We start from the raw sequence: 22,065 nt of genomic DNA on the forward strand, positions 1-22,065 counted from the left end.
AGACTCATATCCGCGCTGCCGCGCGTAAAGGGCTGGATCCCCGCCTTCGCGGGGATGACGGCGTTGGCGTGAGCAAGGTTCAGCTGCCATGCCCACCCCCTTCGTCTTCCTCGATCACAACGCCACGACGCCGCTTCGGCCGGCCGTGATTGCGGCCATGGTCGAGGTCATGGGCGAGGCCGGCAATCCGTCGTCGGTCCATGCCCAGGGCCGCGCCGCGCGCCGCCGGGTCGAGACTGCGCGCCGGCAGGTGGCGGCCGCGATCGGCCTGCCCGCGGGCGGCGAGATCGTCTTCACTTCGGGCGGGACCGAGGCCAATCACCTGGCGCTGCGCGGCCTCAAGGCCGCAGGCCCGGTGCTGCGTTCGGCGATCGAGCATGATTCCGTGCGCGCCGCCGTGCCGGACGCGGCCCTGATCCCGGTCACGGCGGACGGCGTCGTCGATCTCCAGGCGCTCAAACGGCTGCTGGCCGATGGTGCGGCACTTGTGTCGGTCATGGCCGCCAACAACGAGACCGGCGTGCTGCAGCCGATCGCCGAGGTGGTACGGCTCGCCCATGCTGCGGGCGCGCTCGTCCACTGCGACGCGATCCAGATCATGGGCAAGGCGCCGTTCGACATGGCGGCGCTGGGCGTCGATCTTGCGACGGTCTCCGCTCACAAGTTCGGCGGGCCGCAGGGTGTCGCGGCACTGGCCATCGCGCCGAAGGTGCCGCTCGCCGCCCTCCAGACCGGTGGTGGTCAGGAGAAGGGCTATCGCGCCGGCACCGAGAATGTCGCCGGCATCGTGGGCTTCGGTCTTGCGATCGCGGCGGCTATGGCGGAGCTCGACGCCTACGGCCGACTTGCGGCCCTGCGCGACCGGATCGCGGAGCGGCTCAGCGCGCTCGACCCGGGCGCTGTCGCGTTCGGTGCCGCGGCCCCGCGTGTCGCCAACACGCTCTCGATCGCCATGCCGGGCGTGAAGGCCGAGACCCAGGTCATGGCGCTCGACCTTGCCGGCATCGGCGTCAGCGCCGGATCCGCCTGCTCGTCCGGCAAGGTACGGACCAGCCACGTGCTGACCGCCATGGGCGTGGCGCCGGAGCTGGCCGCGACGGCGATCCGCATCAGCCTCGGCCGCGACACGACGGCGGATGACGTCGAGCGGCTCATCGAAGCCTGGGCGGCATTGCGCGCCCGGAGTCGCCAGAGAGCAGGGCGGAGTGCAGCATGACCAACGGGGCGCGCGTGCCTGAAGACGCGATCTATCTCGACTATCAATCGACCACGCCGACCGATCCGCGCGTGGTCGAGGCGATGATGCCCTATCTGGTGCAGCGCTTCGGCAATCCGCATTCCGGGACCCACGCGTTCGGCCATGAGGCGGCGGATGCGGTCGAGCGGGCGCGCGAGCAGGTGGCGGCTCTGATCGGCGCCGAGGCGCGCGAGATCGTCTTCACCTCGGGCGCCACAGAATCGAACAATCTCGCGATCAAGGGCGCCGCCCGGTTCCTGAAGGACCGCCGGCCCAAGCTGGTGACGGTCGCGACCGAGCATAAATGCGTGCTGGAGAGCGCACGCTCGCTCGCAGCCGAGGGCGTCGAGGTGACGGTGCTGCCGGTCGAGCGCGATGGGCGGCTCGATCTCGACCGGCTTTCGGCCGCGGTCGACGATCGCACGGCACTCGTCTCGGTCATGGCGGTCAACAACGAGATCGGCACGATCCAGGACCTGGCTGCGATCGGCCGGATCACGCGCGCGGCCGGCGCCTTGCTCCATACCGACGCGGCCCAGGCATTCGGCAAGGTCCCGCTCGACGTCCAGGCTGAGGCGATCGACCTGATGTCGATCTCCGGCCACAAGGTCTATGCACCGAAGGGCATCGGCGCGCTCTATGTTCGCCGCCGGCCGCGCGTACGGCTCGAGCCGCTGTTTTCGGGCGGTGGGCAGGAGCGGGGCCTGCGTTCCGGCACGCTCGCCCCGGCCCAGGTCGTGGCTCTGGGTGCGTCAGCCGAGATCGCCGGTCGGGAGATGGCGGTGGAGTCCCAGCGGCTCGCCGGGCTCGCGACGCGTTTCCTCGCCCGGCTCGACGGCGTGCCGGGCGGCTTCGTGATCCACGGCGACCGGGTCCATCGCATTCCCGGCAATCTCAACATCGGCTTTCCGGGCATCGCGGCGCTCGAGCTCATGGCGGCGGTGCCGGAACTGGCGCTCTCGGTCGGCTCCGCCTGCACCTCGGCCGAGGTCGAGCCGTCCTACGTGCTGAGCGCGCTCGGGCTCGACGCGGCTACCGCCGGCTCGGCGCTGCGGATCGGTTTCGGCCGCTTCACGAGCGCGGCCGAGATCGACCGGGCCGCCGACCGGCTCGCGTCGGCGGTGGCAGGGCTGCGCGGCACGGGGTTGCAGGCTGCGCTCGAAACCGCCACATACCAGCAGGAATTAGAGCGTTAAGCGCTTAGGAAACTGTCCGGGGCAATGATAGCCTCAGGCGGAGTTGGACGACGGGAGCGGTTCGGCGATGGCACGGTTCCAGGCGATGAGCGTCACCGACGCGGCGGCGACGCGGGTGCGCGAGCTCTTGTCCCAGCGCGACAAGCCGGCGCTCGGCATTCGGGTCGGCGTGCGCAGCCGCGGCTGCTCGGGCATGAGCTACACGATCGAATATGCCGAGGAGAAAGGCCGCTTCGACGAAGTGGTCGAGGACAAGGGCGTCATGATCCTGATCGACCCCAAGGCGACGATGTTCCTGATCGGCACCGAGATGGACTATGTCGACGACACGCTCCAGTCCGGCTTCACCTTCAAGAACCCCAATGAAAAGGGCCGCTGCGGCTGCGGCGAATCCTTCCACGTCTGATCCGGCTTCAACCGAGGCCGACGCCGACCCATGCCGACGCTGATCCAGATCGAAGAGCCGAGCCGCAGCCGCGATCCGCTCGAGGACCGGGGCATCGCGCTCGGGCTCGAGCTGGGGCCAAGCGGCCTGCGGCTCGCAATCGCGGTCGGCGGCAATGTCGAGATCGTGCCGGGTCCTGCGGGCGGCGACTTCCTCGCGGGCCAAGTGGGCTATGACGCCGACGGCGATCTGGTCGCCGGTGTCGCCGGCCTCGCCGATGTTTCGCGCATCGACGGCGGCGTGCTCGCCATTCCCGATCAGCTCGACGCGCGCGGCAAAATGGCGACGGAACGGCTTGCCGTGCTGATCGCGACGGCCCGGCACAACTTGGCACTCATGGCCAAGCGTCCGGTGACCCGGGCGGTCGCGACCGTGCCGCTCGGACATGGCCCGGCGGCGCGCGCCGCCATGCTGCAGGCGGTCGAGGCCGGCGGCCTCGAGCTTCTGCGTCTGGTGGAGGTGCCCGTCGCGGCGGCCCTGGGATTGGGGCTCGAAACGCAGGGCGACCACGACTATCTCTGGATCGCGCGCGGTGTCGCCGGTTTCGAGGCCGGCGTGATTGCCGTGGCCGGCGGCGCCGTCCGGCTTGCCGACTATGATCTCGCCGACCGGATCGAGGGGCTGGCGGGCTTCGTTGGCCGGCAGGACCGGATCGCCGGCCTGCTGCTCGATCGCGTGACGGCGGCAGAAGCAGCGAGCCTCACCGCGGCACCCGTGGTCGACGGTTACGTGCCGGAACGGTCGGCGGTGATCGGTGCCGCCCTGATGGCGGAAGCGCTCGCCGCCTAAAGCTTCCGCGGGGCTGTTTGTTGGCGGAGTCTGGCGAGACTTGCAGCGAATCCGCTTTACCTCGCGCGGCGGCTGGGAGATATCGACAGCCTCTTGATGACATTCCCGCGACTTTCGGGTTCGCGACCAGGCGAAGAGACGTTTCATGCCGAAGATGGTTTTCGTTGATACCCAGGGCAACCGCCGCGAAGTTGACGCGCCGACGGGCCTGTCCGTGCTCGAGATCGCGCACAAGCACGGCATCGACCTGGAAGGCGCCTGCGAGGGCTCGCTCGCCTGCTCGACCTGCCATGTCATCGTCGATTCCAGCTGGTTCGAGGTGCTGAAGGATCCGACCGAGGACGAGGAGGATATGCTCGACCTGGCGTTCGGCCTCACCAAGACCTCGCGGCTCGGCTGCCAGATCGTCATGAGCGAGGAGCTCGACGGTCTGGTCGTGTCGCTGCCGCCGGGGTCGCGCAACCTTCTGAACAAGTAGGGCCTGGGGGCGCCCGCGCCATGGCCACGCCGCTCGACAGCAGCCTGAGCCGCACCGTCGCTGGCCGCATCGTCGTCGGCATGTCCGGCGGCGTCGACAGCGCGGTGACCGCGGCCGTGCTGGCGGAGCAGGGGCACGACGTCATCGGCGTGACGCTGCAGCTCTACGACCACGGCATGACGGTCGGCAAGAAGGGCGCCTGCTGTGCCGGCCAGGACATCTACGATGCCGCGCGCGTCGCCGAGCAGCTCGGCATCCCGCACTATGTGCTGGATTATGAATCGCGCTTCCGCCAGTCGGTGATCGACGATTTCGCCGACACGTACATGGCCGGCGAGACGCCGATCCCCTGCGTGCGCTGCAACCAGACGGTCAAGTTCACCGACCTGATGCGGGTGGCGCAGGACCTGGGCGCCGACGCGCTCGCGACCGGCCATTACGTCCGCCGGATCGGGGGGCCGAACGGGGCAGAGCTGCATCGCGGCAGCGATCCCTCGCGCGACCAGAGCTATTTTCTGTTTGCGACGACGCGGGAGCAGCTCGAATTCCTGCGCTTTCCCCTGGGTCTGCAGACCAAGACCGAGACGCGCGCCATCGCCGAGCGCCTGGGCCTCGCCGTCGCCGACAAGCCCGATAGCCAGGACATCTGCTTCGTGCCCGAAGGCTCGTACGCGAGCCTGGTGGCGAAGCTTCGGCCGGGCGCCTTGACGCCGGGCGAGATCGTCGATCTCGCTGGCAATGTGCTGGGCCGGCACGACGGTATTATCAATTTCACGGTCGGTCAGCGCCGCGGCCTCGCCCTCGGCGGCCATGCCGACCGGCTGTTCGTGATCCGGCTCGAGCCCGACCGGGCGCGCGTGGTCGTGGGCCCGCGCGAGGCGCTTGCCACCAGCCTCGTGCACCTGGGCGAGATGAACTGGCTCGATGCCGCAGCCGAGACGGCCGAGGGCCGGCCGGTGCTGGTCAAGTTGCGCTCGGCCCAGCCGCCAGTGCCGGCGCGGCTGACGGCGACCGGCCCGGACACGGCGGAGCTGGTGCTGGAGGCGGCAGCGCCGACCGGCGTGGCGCCGGGTCAGGCCGGCGTCATCTATGACGGCGACCGGGTTTTGGGCGGCGGCTGGATCAAGCGCAACCGCTCTGCAGCGGATGCGCAGCTCGTCGCTATCGAGCATGCTTGACAGACGGCCGGCATTTTCCGATAACGCGGCCTCTCCTGTGGCGGGATAGCTCAGTTGGTCAGAGCAGGGGAATCATAATCCCAAGGTCGCTGGTTCAAATCCAGTTCCCGCTACCAAATTTATCAAGCACTTAGCTTAGAATCAGGGCCGCGAAAGCGGCCCTTTTTCTTTTCGGGGCAACGCCTGGGGCAACAAATTGCCAATTTGGGTTGCCCGTTGCCCCGCCTGAAAATCACGACCGCCCCCGGGCAGGGGCCCCGTTGCCGGGGACCGCTGGGCCGAAATCAAGCCGCGCGGCTATACCCACGCGCGCGATCGCGCGCCGCTGCCGTCGCCACCGGGCCGAGTGTCGTGGACGGGTCAAACGGATTAGCTGACCCAGCGCCAGGAGAGCCCGTCCTGATCGGTTGTCCGTTCAGTGCCGGTTCAAACCAGATCCGAAGTAGTCGACACCCGCAGACGCTCAGCCCTTCTTCTTTCGCAGCTCGAGCAGCCCGAGCAGGATCTCGTCGCGGTAGGCCTCCAACTCGGGGAGCGAACGATTTTTGACCTCCTCGTGGACGCCCTCGATGATCTTTGCTCGGACCTCGGGCGTGATCTCTGGCGTGCCGAGCACCTTCCACCATGCGGTCAGCGGACCGGTGAACTGATCGAAAAAGTGCTCGATGCCGCCGGCGCCGCCGCCCAGGTGGTAGAGCAGGGCCGGCCCCATGATGCCCCAGCGAAGCCCTGGCCCCCAGGACACGGCGGCATCGACGTCGCCGACGCTGACGACGCCTTCGGAAACGAGATGGACGACCTCTCGGAACAGCGCCGCCGCCAGTCGATTGGCGACGTGTCCCGGCACTTCCTTCCGCACGTGGATCGCCCGCTTGCCCAGGCCCGTGTAGAACGCCATCGCCCGTTCGATGGTTTCCGCCGAGGTCTTCGATCCGCCGACGATCTCGACCAGCGGCACGAGATGCGGTGGGTTGAACGGATGGCCGATGACGCACCGCTCCGGGTGATGCTCGCAGGCGGATTGGATGTCACTCATCGTCAGCCCCGAGGAACTCGAGGCGATGATGACGTCCGGCGCCAGCACCTGGTCCAGGTGGCGGTAGAGGTCCTGCTTGAAGGCGATCCGTTCCGGCCCATTTTCCTGGACCAGGTCGGCGTCGGCGAGAGCCACGTCCAGCTCGGTCGTGAAGGACAGGCGATCTTGCGATGCGCCTGGCGCCAGTCCGAGCCGGGTGAGCGCCGGCCACGCGGCCGCGATGAAAGCCTTGAGCGATGCCTCGGCGGCCGGCGCGACATCTGTCGCCACGACGTCCAAGCCTTTCGCCAGAAACAAGGCCGCCCAGCTCGCGCCGATCACGCCCGAGCCGATGATTGCGACTTTGTTGATTGCTCTCGCCATAACGCTGTCTCCTAAGCTCTAAATCGAAGAAATGCCGTGAGCCGATCCCGCGTGGACCTTCCCGCGCGGATCGGCAGCCGGCGGGTCTAACGAGTGTCGCCACCAACGGCACCGGTCTCACGCAGCCGCGCGATGGCCTCTGCGCTGAAGTCGAGGCTCTTCAGGACTTCATCGCTGTGCTCGCCGAGGCGGGGAGCGATCTGCGGCCTCGCCTTGGGGAAGCCTGCGACCTCGATTGGGCTGCTGACGGTCCGCGCCTGTGGATCGGCAGCGCCCTCCAGCGGAACGACGATCTCGTTCGCTTCCAGCTGCGGGTCGCTGATGATGTCCATGGCATTCTGCACGACCCCGAAGATCACGCGACCGGCGCTCAGCACCTGCTTCCAGTGGGCGAGCGGCTGGCTGGCGAATACCGGATCGAGCATTTCCACAAGGGCGGCCGTGTTCTCAAGCCGCTTGTGGGGATCGGCGAAGCGCGGATCTGCCGCCAACTGGGCCTGGCCGACGGCCTTGATGAATCCGTCCCAGTCCTTGGGTTGTGCGCAGACGATCAGGATCCAGCGGTTATCGGAGGTCTGATACGGGTTCAGCAGGGCGTTAGGCGGCTCCTTTCGGTCGTGCTGCGGAAAGAAATGCGCGCCGTTGAGCGCCCCTTCGACCCAGGCGCCAGCGGCCCAGATGCCATTGGCGACCAGAGAGGTCGTGACGTGGGTGCCTTTGCCGGTCTTCTCGCGCGCGAAGAGTGCCGTCACGATCGCCGCGTAGAGCGTCGTGGCCGTCGCGTGGTCGCCGATCCCCGGTATCGGCACGGTCGGCGGGCTTCCGGCGTCATGGGTCACTTCCATCAGACCGGAGCGCGCCCAATAGGCGGTGATGTCGAAGCCCGGCTCGTCCGCCTCCGGCCCGCGGCTGCCGTAGCCAGTGATGTCGGCGTAAATCAGACGCGGGTTGAGCGGCGCCAACGACTCGTAGTTCAGACCGAGCCCCGCCTTGACGCGAGGCGGAAAGTTGACGACGACCACGTCGGCCCAGCGGGCCAGGCGCTCGACGACCTTTCTGGCTTCCGGCGCCTTGAGATTGAGTGCGAGGCTGCGCTTGTTCCGGTTCGTGAGCTGCCAGGCGTAGTTGACTTCGCTCACGGGATTCGGCGGAAGCTTGGTGAAATAGCGGTACGGATCGCCGGCGCCCGGAGGCTCCACCTTGATGACCTCGGCACCGAAATCCGAGAGGATGGTCGCCGCAGCAGGCCCGGCGATGAAGCTCGCGAAATCGACGACCTTGAGGCCGGAGAAGATGTTTGATTCGGCAGACATTGAGTTGGCGTCCTTTCAGGAAGGCGGTCGCCGGGCCGGGCGCCGAGGCGGGCTCGGCCGGTGTCGGCGAGTAGGCGATGGATCGGTCGGCGGCAGCCTGGTCAGCGGCCCTTGAAGGCGGCCGGCCGCTTTTCGAGGAAGGCCGAGGTGCCCTCGCGCATATCCTCGGAACTGGCGCAGACGGCAAAGAGAGCCCCCTCCAGCGCCATGCCCTCTCGGACGGTCACGTTGAGACCTTCGGTGATCGCCTGCAGCGCGTAGCGCACCGCAAGCGGCGCGCTCCGGCCGATGTGGCTGAGGATTTCCTCGGCACGGCTCAGCAACTGATCGGCGGGGACGACCTCGTTAATGAGGCCGAGGCGATAGGCGTCGGCCGCCGAGATCGTCTCTCCGGTCAGGATCAGCTGGATCGCCGGGGCCCTGCCGATCAGACGGGCAAGACGCTGGGTGCCGCCGAACCCGGGAATCAGGCCGAGCTTGATCTCCGGCTGGCCGAACCGGGCGTCCGGCGCGGCCAGCCGGAGGTGGCAGGCCATCGCCAACTCGCACCCGCCGCCGAGGGCCAGCCCGTTCACCGCGGCGACCACCGGCTTGCCGAGAGTCTCGATCAGGAGAGTCAGCTCTTGGCCGAGCCGCGTCTGTTCGTTGGCACTCACGGGCGTCGCGGTGGCAAGTTCGGAGATGTCGGCGCCGGCGGCAAACGCCTTTCCGCCCGCGCCGGTGAGAATCACGCCGCGGATCCCGTCGTCGTCGCGCGCATCCGTGAAGGCAGCGGTGAGTTCGACGATCGTCGCCTGGTTGAGCGCGTTCAGCACCGTCGGACGGTTGAGCGTGATGGCGGCGACCGCGCCACGCTTCACATAGGTGATTGCCTGGAAATCCGGTGGTGGGACGGTTGTCGGCATGAGCGAGGCTCCAACAAAGAGGTCCGGGTCGTCGATCGGGTCGCCCGTGTCCAGCCCCGGACCCAGCGCGGCTGACCTGCCTGCTCAGCGGGCGACCGGACGCCAAAGCGCGATGCCGGTCAACAAGCCTCGGCCCGACAGCACCACCTGGGGACTGCCCGTACCATCCAAGCTTGCCTCGCGGACGAAACCGCCGAGATCACTGACGAAGGCGCGGTTGTGAGCAACATCGAGCGCCAGACCGATCCCGTCGGCGAGGTTCGAGAGCAGGATCTCATGGGGGCCAGGGATTCCGTCGATGATGCGGCTCCGGTTGAGCGTGTTGCCCTCTGGCAGGTGGCCGCGATCGGTCCAGTACAGCGTGCTGCTGGCCTCGTCCCATTCCAGATCGATCGGCTCCGGGAGATTGTCGAAGACCAGCGTGACGTCCGTTCGATTGCGCGGCGACACGCCGGCAGGCAAGTCGAGGGGCGCGCTGAAGATGCGGCCCTTGCCCGCGTTGGGTGGCCCCTTTTGCGTCCAGAACATGCGTCCGGCCTCGCGATCGAGAGCGATGCCGACGCAGTGAAGCCGCTCATCGGCACGGTCCGCCTCGGTCGATCCGGTCTCGACCAGGACAGTGATGTCGCTCCCGTCGGTCCGGGCGCGCATCACGCGCAGGCCCTCGCGGTCGCACCAGTATAGCAGCCCGGCCTCGGCATCGATCTGCATCTGCTTGGGCGTGAAGGTGGCGCCTTCGGGGATGACGGTCGTCCGATTGCTCCCGTCAAAATCGGCGCGCTCGATGAAGCCGTCGTTTTTGGACCAGTCCGCGCCCATGTTGGTCCAATAGATGTGCCGGTTGACGTAATCGATCGCGATGCCGTCGGGCGTCCCGCCGAGATTGTCGATGAAGACGTCAACGCTGTCGCCGCTGGGCGAGACCGACAGCATCCGCGGCGGCCGCGCCTCCAGCAGGAGAAGGTGATCGGTGATTTCGGCGCTCATCAGCAGTTCCTCGAAATTGGGTACACAAATGGGGCCAGGGTGCGAACGCCGCCGTTTGCCCGCGACAGCAACCTATTGCTGCCGACCCCCATCACAGGCCTCGTGACGAGCGATTGGGGGCAACGGAACCGGGGGACCCGCCGGCGGAGCACGGTCAGACGAAGGCGCTGAAGCCGGTGATCGCCTTGCCGACGATGAGTGCGTTCATCTCGCGGGTGCCCTCGTAGGAATAGAGGGCCTCGGCGTCGGCGACGAACCGCCCGATGTGCTGGTCGAGCAGGATGCCGTTGGCCCCCAGAAGCTCGCGCGCCCAGCCGACGGTCTCTCGCATGCGGGTCGTGCAAATGCCTTTGGCGAGCGAGGCGTGCTCGTCACGCATCACGCCCTGGTCCTGGAGCTGCGACAGCCGAAGGCACAGAGACTGGGTGGAGGTGATGTTGCCCAGCATCTTGAAGAGCAGGTCCTGCACGAGCTGGAACTTCGCGATCGGCCGGCCGAACTGCTGGCGCGTCTGGGCGTAGCGGAGCGCGTGCTCGTAGGCGCCGGTGGCGCATCCGACCGACTCCCAGGCCACGCTCGCCCGCGTCATGCGGAGCACACGGGCGGTATCGGCGAACGAGTTCGCGTTCGCCAGGCGGTCGGCCTCGCTGACCTTGCAGTCGGTCAGCGTGATGTGACCGTTCTGCACCACGCGCAGCGCCATCTTGTGCTGGATCTTCTCGACCTTGAAACCCGGGGTCTGGTTCTCGACGATGAACCCTTTGACCTGCCCGTCGTCGACGTCACGCGCCCAGATGATCGTCAGATCGCCCCAGGTCGCGTTGCCGATCCATTTCTTCTCGCCGTTCAGCGTCCACGTATCGCCGTCGCGCTTCGCGGTGGTCAGGAGGCCCCCGGAGGCGCCCGAACCGACCAGGGGCTCCGTCAGGCCGAAGGAGCCGACCTTCTCCAACGCCGCCATCGGGGGAAGCCATTTGCGCTTCTGCTCCTCCGATCCGCAGGCATGGATCGAGCCCATCGCCAGGCCGGTGTGGACGCCGAAGAACGTGGAGAGCGAGGCATCCACCCGCGCCATCTCCATCATCACGAATCCCGTCAAGATCGTCGTGCGTCCGGGGCAGCCGTAGCCCTGGTACGGCAATCCCATGATGCCGAGGGCGCCGATCTTCGGCAGCAGCTCGAACGGAAACTCGTCCCGTTCCCAGAAGTCCGCGATGATCGGCTGGACCTCCGCTTCCATGAAGGCACGGACCTTCAGGCGGAGGGCGTTGTCCTCCGGCGAAAGCGTCTGGCTGACCAGGTAAAAGTCGCCATCCGCCACCGGAAGCGGCTTCACAGGGCTGGGTGATGGTTCTGCGCTGGTCATTGGGTGTTCCGAGTCATGGTTGTCCTTCTCTGGTGAATTTGTGATGTAAGCCCGGCCCGACGTATCCCCCCGATGGGGGGGTACACCGTGCGGTTCGGGGGGCTTCCCACCAATGATCAAGAGAAGCGCGGGGCGGTAACCCTGCGTGACGAACCGGCGTAAGGTGCCGAGAATGCGCCATGATAGCGCCGTGCTCGCCTCGTCCAGGATGCCTCACGCCGGCTTCGCCCGTGCCGCGGGCGGCATCCTGGACGAGGTTTGCGCCTGGCGCTCCGCCGGCCGCCAGAAGGGAGACGTTTCGGCAGGCCGTCGGCGAGGCGCCGTCCTTCAGCCGTCCCCACGCACGCATGCGGTTCAGCACGGACGCGGCCGAGATGTCTCCCGGCCGCTGAACCGGCCTCACTCCTGGACGGTGCGTTGCCAGGCGCCGGGACTGATGCCGACGATCCGGGTGAAAGCGTTGGTGAAGTGGCTTTGGTCGGCAAAGCCGGCGGCGAGCGCGATCTCGGAAAGCGAACGGCGCCGCTGCAGCAAATGGTCCTTGGCTGCCTCGATCCGCCGGTGCATTAGCCATTGGTAAGGAGGGAGGCCGGTCGAGGCGCGGAATGCCCGGGTGAAGTGACTGATCGACAAGCCGCACGCGTCGGCCGCCGATTTGAGCGCGACCGAACCGTCGAGATGTGTCGCGAGCAGCTCGGTGCTCCGGCGCAGCTGCCATGGTGCCAGACCGCCCTTCGCGCGCGGTGCGGCCGGCCGCATGCCGCCATAGGTGTGCGCCACGTGGGCGGCGGCGGCCAGAGTGATGTGCTCGAGAAACATCGGGCTCACCCGTTCCGGGTGCGAGAAGCTGCCAAGAAGCATGGTTCCGAGATCCCGGATGATCTTGTCTTCGATGCTGACGCCCGGCTTATAGTCCAGTTCGCCGATGCGCGGCGCGTGCATGTCATCCGCAATCGCGTCGAAGACGGCGCGCGACAGGTGAAAATTCAGCGCGTGGAAAGGCTTATCCATCAGGAACTTCGGGTCGCGCTTCAGGTCGCATATGCCGATCTGGCCCGCCTGGAACGAACCGGGCGGCGCTGCCCGCCCATCTTCCCAATAGCGGTGTATGGGATAGTCTCGCAGCATCAGGGCGACCACATACGCATCCTCGAACGGGAGCGAGCCGCTTTGCGCAAACTCCGGATTGTCATTGCGGACCTCGATGACGCCGATCTCCCCCTTGCGCAGGACGCGGGCGACGATCGCCGGCGCGTCCTCCAGCCGAAGCTGCTCGGCCAGGCTCTTTCTATGAACGTCAACTCCGGGCATGCGACACTCTCCCTCACCTCGCGGCCACTGACCCCCGGCGCGGCCAGCCGAAGCCAGAGTTGTTGTGGACGGAGCAGGAAATATCGCTTGATCCGCGCAGTAACGGGATCCCTCATCAAGGGGGGCTGACGCCGTATTTGGGGGGCAGTGCGAGTGGGTCTGGTGGAGATTTATTAGCTCTTTCTACCTCTGCATTTGCATCAGCCTGTTCATCGGCATCATCGTGTGATTGAGATTGGCCATGATGACCAGCGATCCGAACACGACGAGAGAGCCAGCCTCGGGTTGCGGGCGAGCGTCGGATAGGCGTGAGCCTCTTCGACCCGCTCCATCGACGATTTGATGAAAGGCGCCGGCCGGCCCCATTCCCATGATAGGGGGCGGACCGCGTCGAGGCGGGGGAGGATGCCGGGAGAGCGGAACCGGTCGTTCCGGGGCCAATACCTATAGGCGCCCTACGCTCGTCACGTGCGCGAGCGGGATCCGGCCACCTGTTGCTTCGCAATGTTCGTGCGAAGTTCTGAATAGGCAGGCGCCACCATCGGATAGTCGTCCGGCAGCCCCCATTTCTTTCGGTATTGCTCGGGTGACAGCGCGTATTTCCGCCAAAGATAGCGCTTGAGCGCACGGAGCTTCCGTCCGTCGTTCAGGCAGATGAGATAGTCGTGCGCCACCGACTCGGCCACGGGCACCGCCGGCTGCTCGTGCCCCTCCGGGCCTGCGCACCCAGCATCGATATTGCGCAGCGCCGCGTGCGTGGCCGAGATCAACGTGGGCAGTTCGTCCACCGCCAGCCGATTGTTGGAGACGAAACAGGCGACGATTACGACGGTCAGTTCCGTCAAGTTCGTTCCGACCGCCATCGCCGCCACCTCCATGCGCTACCCTGAACGTTTGGCGTGCAGAGGGGCCGAGGAGCGAGTTGCCCGTTCCCCGACCCAGACATTTGTCACGCAGCGAGCGCACTGAGGAGATCGCCGACGAAACAAAGACATAGCCCGGCTCGACCGGGCCGCCGGTCCAACAACAATCCAAGTTTGCGCTTGGGCGGAGCCCGCCACCACTCCCCCTTCTGGGGGGGCGTGGCCTGGCTGATGGGGGAGGGGATCGGCGCCGTCCCGAATCCTGCCCTTCGGGCGAAGCCTCGCTTGCCGCCGCTGGGCGAGGCGGTGGCCAGTTTCAGACAATTCAATCCCAATGCCGAACAAGACCGAATCTCTACCGAAAGATTACGGAGAAATTACGACAGTCGGAAAGTCTTCTCTGTAGTGTTTCGAAACTGAACGCGCCCTCAACGGTGCTCTTCCAATCTTGGACCAGCAGCTCGCATAGGATGATGTCGTGGCTGGGTGGAATTTTCCAGAATATCGTGACGAAGAACTGCCCCTGGAGCAGGGTTCCCCAGCATGGCCGGCGCAGATCGTAAGATCTACGCCCAGCACAGGATCGGTCGACGGTCTCGGCAACGCAAGGGCCCCGGATCACGCGTCCGGGCGTTCCCGGGACCCATCCTCGCCCGACAGCCTTTGGCGATGCAGTACGCGGCAGAACCTGACCGGCGCGTCGCTGCCCCAAATCAGACGAGGCCTGGCACGCGCGTGGCGCCTCGTGCTGGCCCAGCAGATGAACGAGGCGCTTGGCGAGATCGAGCGGATCGAGCGGCAACTCGACGACGTTCCACCCACGGTCGCCACGCGGCTTCATGCGGCAGCACAGCTGGTGCGGGCGGTCGGCCTCGCGTTCCAGGACGACAGCCTCGCTGCTCTCGAAAATGCTCTATCGACTGTAAGGGAAAATGGTGCGAGCCAAGACGATCACGTGATTTCAACGCTCTGCCGGCTAGGGTACTGGCAGCTCGGCAAACTCGAGGCGTTCCATGCGCTGCCGAGGCACCAGTCCCGCGCCCGATGGTCACGGTCTCATGCGTTTTCCGCCATGGTCGATCTGTCGATCGAAGCGGCCGTCGCGCTCGATCACCTGCAGGTATCGACCGCTAAGCGGCTGGCGTCCGACGCCTTAGCCGTTGCGGCGGCCACGAAGGCGCCGCCCGGTCTGGCAGCCATTCCGGCATGTCTTTCGGCGCAACTCCTGTACGAGGAAGGCCATCTCGAAGAAGCCAGCGCGATCGTCCGTGACCGGATACCCGCGATAAACGCGGAGGGCGCGGCCGAGTGTGCGGTGCGGGCGTATTGGCTCGGTGCCCGCGTGGCTCGGCTGAAGGGGCAATACGATCATGCTGCCATCGTGCTGCGCGAGGCCGCGCTCCTGGGTGAACGCCGCGGGTGGCCGAGGCTCGTCGCAGCGTGCGCCCTGGAGCGCATATCGCTGCTGCTCGATGCGGGCCGGACGAAGGAAGCCCGACTGAGCGTCGAGAATCTCGATCGCTACGCGGGCGCACACCCTACAGGATTCGGGTATTCTCGAACCGAAATCGTGCGCTACTCCACGCTCGCCCACTGTCGCGTATCATGGGCCGAGGCTCCTTCGCGGGAGGCCGCGGCGGCATTTCGGCGCCTCTATCATCGCACCATCGACCGGCGGAGCCTCTATGCCGGGTGCCGGCTCGCCGTCGAGCTGGCCGGCATGCTGGCGTCGATCGGTGAGACCGAAGAAGCGGATGCGCTGTTCTTCCGAGCGATCAAATCGGGAGCGGGCGCAGGCCTGCACCAGATATTCCTCGAGAAGGGCGGCCCGCTTCTGCAGCGGGCCTACGACCGGGCGGAAGCCTCCGGTTCAGCGGATTGTGGCGTCCTGCCGTTGATCGGCAGCCTGCTCTCCTGCTGGAATGCCCGACATTCGACGGGCCGTCCCAACGCCAGGATCAGCAACGTGCTGACAGAGCGCGAGTACGAGATCCTCGGCCGCATCGGCCAGGGTATGGCCAACAAGCAAATCGCCCGAGTCCTTCAGATCTCGCCGGAAACGGTGAAATTCCACATCAAGCGAATTTTCCTGAAGCTTGCGGTCAACACGCGCGGCGAGGCGGTATCTCAAGCCAAGTCGTTAGGGCTATTATGATCTGGGGCATCTGCGCCGAAGGGAATGCCGCGCCATGGCCGAGGTGACGGAAAGCGCGTCGTTTCGGATCGATCTCGTCAATTTGTGCCTGTGGCGGAGGAGCGCCGCCGACGGCGACGAGCGCCTTGATTTGCCTCCCAAAGCGTTCGATGTTCTCCGCTATCTGGTCGAGAATACCGGCAGGTTGGTGACGCATGAGGAGTTGCTGACCGCGGTGTGGCGTGACGTCCACGTCCAGTCCGATGTCCTGAAAACCCACATTCTCGCGATCCGGAACGCGCTCGGCGACAAGAGCTCGAGCCCCCGCTTCATCGAAACACAGCGCGGCCGGGGCTATCGCTTCATCGGCGAGATGACGGGGATCGCTTCGTCGGCACCACCGCCCGAAGCCTCCGACGAGCTAGGCGCCTTCGCCGGGCGCGCTGAGCCTTCGCGGGAGTTGCTTGCACTCCTCGAGCGCGCCGCCTCGGGCGAACCTCAGGTGGTGTTCATCACCGGCGAGCCCGGCATCGGCAAGACAGCCTTGGTCCAGCACTTCCTGACCCAGGCGCTCAGCCGACACGATCTCGCTGTAGCACAAGGCCACTGTATCGAGGGATTTGCGGGAGTCGAGCCCTACTACCCCGTGCTCGAGGCGCTGGGCGACCTGTGCAGGGGGCGTGGCAGAGCAACGGTTGTTCGAACCATTCTGGAGCTTGCGCCGTCCTGGGCCACGCAAATGCCGGCTGAAATCTCGCACGGTCAGCGAGCGACCTTGCGGCAGCAGATCGTGCCCGACCCGCAGAGCCGGATGGTACGCGAAGCCTGCAGTCTGTTCGACGCCCTCGCAACGGATCAATCGCTGGTGCTGGTCCTCGAAGACCTTCACTGGGCCGATTTCGCGACCATCGATTTCTTGTCGGCGCTCTGCCGGCGTCGGTCATCGGCTAAGTTGTTGCTGATCGCGACCTACCGGCCGGAGGACCTGACGACGGCCCGTCATCCGCTGAAGCAGATGACCAGTGACCTGACTTTACGCAAATACTGCAGTGAGATCGAGCTGGCGCCGCTCTCGACGGCCGCGATTGGCGAGGTGCTGACGGGTGGCGCCGAAAGCACGCCGGCCTCTTTGGCGTTCACGCGCCTCGTCGAGGCGCGCACCGGCGGCAATCCGCTGTTCATGCGGGTCACGCTCGACTACCTCTTCGAGCGCGGTCAGATCACGCCCACGGCCGATGGCTGGCGGACCCTCATTCCCCTCGACCAACTGGCGTCCGAGGTGCCGCCGACGCTGGCGCGCGCGATCGAGGCCAGGATCGAGCGGATGAGCGACGAGGAGCGGCGCGTGCTCGAAACGGCAAGCGTGGCCGCCCCTCGCTTCGATCCGCCGACGGCGGCACGCGCTGCACAGATGGACGAACTATCCTTCGAAGCGATCTGCGAGAACCTCACCTCGAGCATGCTTCGCCTGGGCAAGCTGCTCACTCTTCCGAACAATCAGGTTGTTCGGACCTACAGCTTCAATCATGCGCTCTATCGACAAGTTCTCTACGATCGCATCGGGCAGGTGCGCCGTGCATCCCTGCATCGCGCGATCGGCGAACGATTGGAGGAGATCTATCCGCCGGACCAGCGCGGCGACCTGGCGGTTCGGCTTGCGCAGCACTTTGCGGCTGCCGGAGCTTGGGCCCGGGCGCTGGACTATCTCCGTTCCGCTCTGCGCGTCGCAATCGATCGATTTTCACGCGCGGACGCGTTGGCCATTCTCGACCACGCCTCCGATTTGGCTGCTCGCCTGCCCGGCAGCGCCCGAATCCCCGCAGAAATCGAGTTTCTGGAGCGTCGCGCTGCCATCCAAGCGTTGGGCAATGATCCCAAAGCCCGAGAAACCTATGTGCAGCTTGCGGACAAGGCTGGCCGGCATGGCGACGTCAATGCCCAGTGCCGGGCGCTTGTCGGCTTGGCTCACGTCTCGAGTTGGCACGATATGTCGCTCGGTCTTCGGGTTCTCGACGAGGTCCTGACGCTTTGCGACAAACAATCCGATCCGATCCAACAAGACATTATTCGGATGACCGCCTATGTGTGGCGTCTCTGGGGATACGGCTGGAACAGGGAAGATGCCGGCAAGTGTGAAGAAGCGTTCGCTCGGCTGAAGGCCAGCGGAGATCGCCTCACCATCGCGCGGGCGCAGATCCACTTCGGCAGGCCGTGCATGGTTTCGGCGCGCTATCGAGAGTGTCACGATCTGGTAATCGGCGGCTACCGCGTGCTCCACGAGACTCCTCAAAGCTTAAGTGAGGCCGAGCTCGTCCACGCAGCCTGGGTGCGCCATGCCAGTGTACCCTGGTGCCTGTTTTTTCTCGGGGAATTCGCTGCCGGACTGTCGGATTTGAACGCCAGCATCACTGCCTTTGAAAGCGGCGGCGATGCTTCGGCGGCGAATTTTCTCCAGGTCTTTCGCGGTGCCTTGCTCTATCACGCCATGGACTTTGAGGGCGTCCTGAGGGACTGCGGGCCGGCGGCCTCTCTTCCGGCCGAGCATTACCAGGCACGTGCCATCGGGGATCTGCCTCTCAAATACAGAGTTGCGCTGATCTATTGCGGCTTGGCCGAGGCAGCCCTCGGAAACAACGCCGCGGCGCTGGGTCACTTGCGCACGGCAGAAGACGAGATGGAGCGTCAGTCGGTACATATGGATTGGTATTGGCGCCTGGCACTCGAATGGGGGATGGTCAATGTCCTGATCGCGGTCGGCGATCACCCGACGGCGCTTCTGCGCGCGGAACGCCTGTGCGATCTGGCGGCACAAACGGATGAGCGCACCTGGCAGGCTCTGGCTTGGGAGGCACGCGCGCGTGCCGCGCTGTCCAGCGGCGAGGCGGAGGAAGCGGGCGGCCATGTCGAAAGGGCCTTGGCGGCGTGCCAGGAGGTGCAGGTGCCGCTGGCGGAATGGCGGGTGCACGCGACCTGCGCCAGCGCGTTCACAGCCCTGGGCGATGATCATCGAGCCGGAACGCATGCACGCCTCGGGGCAGCCGTAAGAAAGCGCCTCGCCGAGAGCCTGCCGGACGGCCATCCGGTCCGTCTGACCTTCGAACGTCGCAGCGGATCACTCTGCGAGGCCTGAAGGCCGACCGCAGGAAGCCTGCAAGGTCTCCCGGACACCTGACCGTTCAGCGCGCGCCGAGGCGGTATCTCAAGCCAAGTCGTTAGGGCTACTATGACTCCGGGCATCTGCGCCGAAGGGAATGCCGCCCCATGGCCGAGGTGACGGAAAGCGCGTTGTTTCGGATCGATCTCGTCAATTTGTGCCTGTGGCGGAGGAACGCTGCCGGCGGCGACGAGCGCCTCGACCTGACCCCGAAGACATTCGACGTGCTGCGTTACTTGGTCGAGAATACTGGTAGGTTGGTGACGCACGACGAATTGCTGACCGCGGTGTGGCGTGACGTCCACGTCCAGCCGGACGTCCTGAAAACCCACATTCTCGCGATCCGGAACGCGCTCGGCGACAAGAGCGCGAGCCCCCGCTTCATCGAAACGCAACGCGGCCGGGGCTATCGCTTCATCGGCGAGATGACGGGGTTCGCTTCGTCGGCACCGCCGCCCGAAGCCCCCGACGAGTTGGGAGTCTTCGCCGGGCGCGCTGAGCCGTTTCGGGAGTTGCTTGCACTCCTTCAGCGCGCGGCCTTGGGCGAACCTCAAGCGGTGTTCATCACCGGCGAGCCCGGCATTGGCAAGACGACCTTGATCCAGCACTTCCTGACCCAAGCGCTCAGCCACCACGATCTCGCTGTAGCACAAGGCCATTGCTTCGAAGGCTTTGCGGGAGTCGAGCCCTACTACCCCATGCTCGAGGCGCTGGGCGACCTCTGCAGGGGGCGTGACAGAGCCACGGTTGTTCGAACCGTCCTGGAACTCGCGCCGTCCTGGGCCACGCAAATGCCGGCTCAAATCTCGCTCGGTAAGCGGGCGACCTTGCGGCAGCAGACCGTCGCCGATCCGCAGAGTCGAATGGTACGCGAGGCCTGCTGCCTGTTCGAGGCGCTCGCGACGGAACGTCCGCTGGTGCTGGTCCTCGAAGACCTTCACTGGGCCGATTTCGCGACCATCGATTTGTTGTCGGCGCTCTGCCGGCGTCGGTCATCGGCCAAGCTGTTACTGGTCGCGACCTACCGGCCGGGGGATCTGGCAACGGCGCGTCATCCGCTGAAGCAGATGACCTACGACTTGGTCTTGCACAAATACTGCAGCGAAATCGAGCTGGCACCGCTCTCGACGGCCGCGATCGGCGAGGTGCTGGCGGGCGGCGCCGAAGGGGAGCCGGTCTCGCCGGAGTTCACGCGCCTCGTCGAGGCGCGCACCGGCGGCCACCCGCTTAGCATGCGGGTCACGCTCGACTACCTCTTCGAGCTCGGTCAGATCTCGCACACGGCGCACGGCTGGCAGCCGCTCGTTCCCCTCGATAAGCTGGCGTCCGAGGTGCCGCCGACACTTGCGCGCGCGATCGAATCCAGGATCGAGCGGATGAGCGACGAACAACAACGCGTGCTGGAAGTGGCAAGCGTGGCCGGCCCTCGCTTCGATCCGCCGACGGCGGCACGCGCTGCACAGATGGACGAGCTGTCCTTCGAAGCGATCTGCGAGAGCTTGACCTTGCGCATGCTTCGCCGGGACAAGCTGCTCACTCTTCCGAACAACCAGGTCGTGCGGACCTACAGCTTCAATCACGCGCACGTGCGCCAAGTTCTCTACGATAGCATCGGGGAGGTGCGCCGCTCATGCCTGCATCGCGCGATCGGCGAACGGTTGGAGGAGATCTATCCGCCGGACCAGCGCGGTGACCTGGCCGTTCGGCTCGCACAGCACTTTGCGTCTTCAGGCGATTGGGCCCGGGCGCTGGACTATCTCCGGTCCGCCCTGTGCATTGCGACCGATCGATTTTCACGCGCAGACGCGTTGGCCATCCTCGACAGCGCCTCCGAACTGGCCGCTCGCCTGCCCGACAGGGTGCGCATTCCGGCGGAAATCGAGTTTCTGGAGCGTCGCGCTGCCATCCAGGCGGCGGGCAATGATCCCAAGGCCGGGGAGACCTATGCGCAGCTAGCGGACAAGGCTGGCCGGCATGGCGACATCGATGCCCAGTGCCGGGCGCTTATCGGCTTGGACTACGTCTCGAGTTGGCACGATCTATCGCTCAGTCTCCGGGTGCTCGATGAGGTCCTGACGATTTGCGACAAACTATCCGATCCGATGCAACGAGACCTCATTCGGATGTCTGTCTATGTCCGGCGCCTCTGGGAAGCTGGCTGGAACAGGGAAGAGGTCGGCAAGTGTGAAGAAGCGCTCGCTCGACTGAAGCAGCACGGAGATCGCCTCACCATCGCCCGGGCGCAAATCAATTTCAGCAGACTGTGCTTGGTTTCAGCGCGCTATCAAGAGTGTCGCGATCTGGTGGACGGCAGCTACCGTCTGCTCCGCGAGAGCCCTCGAGACGTAGTTGAGGCCGATCTCGTCCGCGCCGCCTGGATGCGCCATGTCGGTGTCCCCTGGTGCCTGTTTTCTCTTGGAGATCTTGGGGCCGGACTGTCGGAGTTGAGCGCCGGCATCGTTGCCTTCGAAAGCGGCGGCGATGCTTCGGCGGCGAAATTTCTCCAGGTCTTTCGCGGTGCCTTGCTCTATCACGCCATGGATTTTGAGGGCGTCCTGAGGGACTGCGGGCCGGTCGCCTCCCTTCCGCCCGAGCACTACCGTGCACCTGTCACCCGGGATCTGCCTCTCATCCACAGAATTGCGCTGATCTATTGCGGCTTGGCCGAGGCGGGCCTCGGAAACAACGCCGCGGCGCTCGACCATTTCCGCGTTGCGGAAGGCGAGATGGCGCGGCAACCGGTGCATCTGGATTGGTATTGGCGCCTGGCACTCGAATGGGGAATGGTCAATGTCCTGATCGCGGTCGGCGATCACCCGACCGCGCTTTCGCGCGCGGAACGCTTGTGCGATCTGGCGGCGCAAACGGATGAGCGCACCTGGCAGGCACTGGCTTGGGAGGCACGCGCGCGGGCGGCACTCTCCTGCGGCGCGGCAGAGGAAGCGGGTGGCCATGTCGAGAGGGCCTTGGCGGCGTGCGAGGGGGTGCAGGTGCCGCTTGCGGAATGGCGGGTCCACGCGACCTGCGCCAGCGCGTTCACAGCCCTGGGCGATGATCATCGAGCCGGAACACACACGCACCTCGGGGCAGCCATAAGACAGCGCCTCACCGAGAGCCTGCCGGAGGGCCACCCGGTCCGTCTGACCTTCGAACGTCGCAGCGGATCACTCTGCGAGGCCTGAAGGCCGGACGCACGTATCCCGCAAGGTTTCCTGGACACCTGGCCGTTCAGCGCGCGGCCCACGTCCTGGGTACGCCGTGTCGGGCCTTGTTCGGCCGCGCGGCGAGATTGATCCCGAAGTTTCACGGG

The 22,065-nt window shown here is 66.1% G+C and carries 16 protein-coding genes and 1 tRNA gene; 10 read left to right on the forward strand and 7 right to left on the reverse strand.

The features are described 5' to 3' along the window. Positions 1-88 precede the first annotated feature (88 nt). The 7 genes from IEY58_RS21380 (at position 89) to IEY58_RS21410 (ending at position 5,439) form a co-directional block, all read left to right on the forward strand. Positions 89-1,216, forward strand: a complete 1,128-nt coding sequence (locus tag IEY58_RS21380; RefSeq protein WP_189049541.1) for a cysteine desulfurase family protein — start codon at positions 89-91, stop codon at positions 1,214-1,216. Then, positions 1,213-2,433 (forward strand): aminotransferase class V-fold PLP-dependent enzyme, encoded by a 1,221-nt coding sequence (locus IEY58_RS21385; RefSeq protein ID WP_189049542.1) that lies wholly within the window; start codon positions 1,213-1,215, stop codon positions 2,431-2,433. Before IEY58_RS21380 ends, IEY58_RS21385 begins: the two co-directional genes overlap by 4 nt. A gap of 67 nt (positions 2,434-2,500) precedes the next feature. Then, positions 2,501-2,839, forward strand: a complete 339-nt coding sequence (locus IEY58_RS21390) for a HesB/IscA family protein (RefSeq protein ID WP_189049544.1) — start codon at positions 2,501-2,503, stop codon at positions 2,837-2,839. 30 nt (positions 2,840-2,869) lie between these two features. Continuing rightward, entirely contained in the window at positions 2,870-3,667 is a 798-nt protein-coding gene (locus tag IEY58_RS21395) for an Hsp70 family protein (RefSeq protein WP_189049546.1), read from the forward strand. 145 nt (positions 3,668-3,812) lie between these two features. Continuing rightward, positions 3,813-4,145 carry a ferredoxin family 2Fe-2S iron-sulfur cluster binding protein gene (locus tag IEY58_RS21400; protein ID WP_189049548.1) on the forward strand — a complete coding sequence of 111 codons (333 nt, stop codon included), beginning with the start codon at positions 3,813-3,815 and terminating at the stop codon, positions 4,143-4,145. 20 nt (positions 4,146-4,165) lie between these two features. After that, on the forward strand, positions 4,166-5,323 hold the full coding sequence (gene mnmA / locus IEY58_RS21405) for a tRNA 2-thiouridine(34) synthase MnmA (RefSeq protein ID WP_189049550.1): 1,158 nt from the start codon (positions 4,166-4,168) through the stop codon (positions 5,321-5,323). 39 nt (positions 5,324-5,362) lie between these two features. Continuing rightward, positions 5,363-5,439, forward strand: a tRNA-Met gene (locus tag IEY58_RS21410). Positions 5,440-5,786: 347 nt separating this feature from the next. On the opposite strand, the gene IEY58_RS21415 is transcribed toward IEY58_RS21410, so the two are convergent. From IEY58_RS21415 to IEY58_RS21445, 7 genes are all read right to left on the reverse strand, one after another. Further along, complete coding sequence (locus tag IEY58_RS21415) at positions 5,787-6,722, reverse strand: 3-hydroxyacyl-CoA dehydrogenase NAD-binding domain-containing protein (RefSeq protein WP_189049553.1); 936 nt, start codon at positions 6,720-6,722, stop codon at positions 5,787-5,789. Positions 6,723-6,808: 86 nt separating this feature from the next. Next, a complete protein-coding gene (locus IEY58_RS21420; protein ID WP_189049555.1) occupies positions 6,809-8,035 on the reverse strand; it encodes a CaiB/BaiF CoA transferase family protein in 1,227 nt (408 codons plus the stop codon). Between the two features lie 101 nt (positions 8,036-8,136). Then, positions 8,137-8,940 (reverse strand): enoyl-CoA hydratase-related protein, encoded by an 804-nt coding sequence (locus IEY58_RS21425; RefSeq protein WP_189049557.1) that lies wholly within the window; start codon positions 8,938-8,940, stop codon positions 8,137-8,139. 84 nt (positions 8,941-9,024) lie between these two features. Continuing rightward, positions 9,025-9,927, reverse strand: coding sequence for a 3-hydroxyacyl-CoA dehydrogenase (locus IEY58_RS21430; RefSeq protein ID WP_189049559.1), 903 nt, complete (start codon positions 9,925-9,927; stop codon positions 9,025-9,027). A 154-nt stretch (positions 9,928-10,081) separates the two neighbouring features. Further along, the gene (locus IEY58_RS21435; protein ID WP_189049561.1) at positions 10,082-11,293 is read right to left on the reverse strand and encodes an acyl-CoA dehydrogenase family protein; all 1,212 of its coding nucleotides are present in this window, start codon (positions 11,291-11,293) and stop codon (positions 10,082-10,084) included. A 399-nt stretch (positions 11,294-11,692) separates the two neighbouring features. Continuing rightward, a complete protein-coding gene (locus IEY58_RS21440) occupies positions 11,693-12,604 on the reverse strand; it encodes a helix-turn-helix domain-containing protein (protein WP_189049563.1) in 912 nt (303 codons plus the stop codon). A gap of 464 nt (positions 12,605-13,068) precedes the next feature. Beyond that, a complete protein-coding gene (locus tag IEY58_RS21445) occupies positions 13,069-13,467 on the reverse strand; it encodes a MucR family transcriptional regulator (RefSeq protein WP_189049565.1) in 399 nt (132 codons plus the stop codon). Between the two features lie 745 nt (positions 13,468-14,212). Between IEY58_RS21445 and IEY58_RS21450 the strand changes: the two genes are divergently transcribed. The 3 genes from IEY58_RS21450 (at position 14,213) to IEY58_RS21460 (ending at position 21,937) form a co-directional block, all read left to right on the forward strand. After that, entirely contained in the window at positions 14,213-15,622 is a 1,410-nt protein-coding gene (locus IEY58_RS21450; protein WP_189049567.1) for a LuxR C-terminal-related transcriptional regulator, read from the forward strand. 34 nt (positions 15,623-15,656) lie between these two features. Continuing rightward, positions 15,657-18,731, forward strand: coding sequence for an ATP-binding protein (locus tag IEY58_RS21455; RefSeq protein WP_189049570.1), 3,075 nt, complete (start codon positions 15,657-15,659; stop codon positions 18,729-18,731). Positions 18,732-18,862: 131 nt separating this feature from the next. Further along, the gene (locus IEY58_RS21460; protein WP_189049572.1) at positions 18,863-21,937 is read left to right on the forward strand and encodes an ATP-binding protein; all 3,075 of its coding nucleotides are present in this window, start codon (positions 18,863-18,865) and stop codon (positions 21,935-21,937) included. Positions 21,938-22,065: the final 128 nt, after the last annotated feature.

This window comes from Aliidongia dinghuensis, from assembly GCF_014643535.1.
GTDB classification, from domain to species: Bacteria; Pseudomonadota; Alphaproteobacteria; order ATCC43930; family CGMCC-115725; genus Aliidongia; species Aliidongia dinghuensis.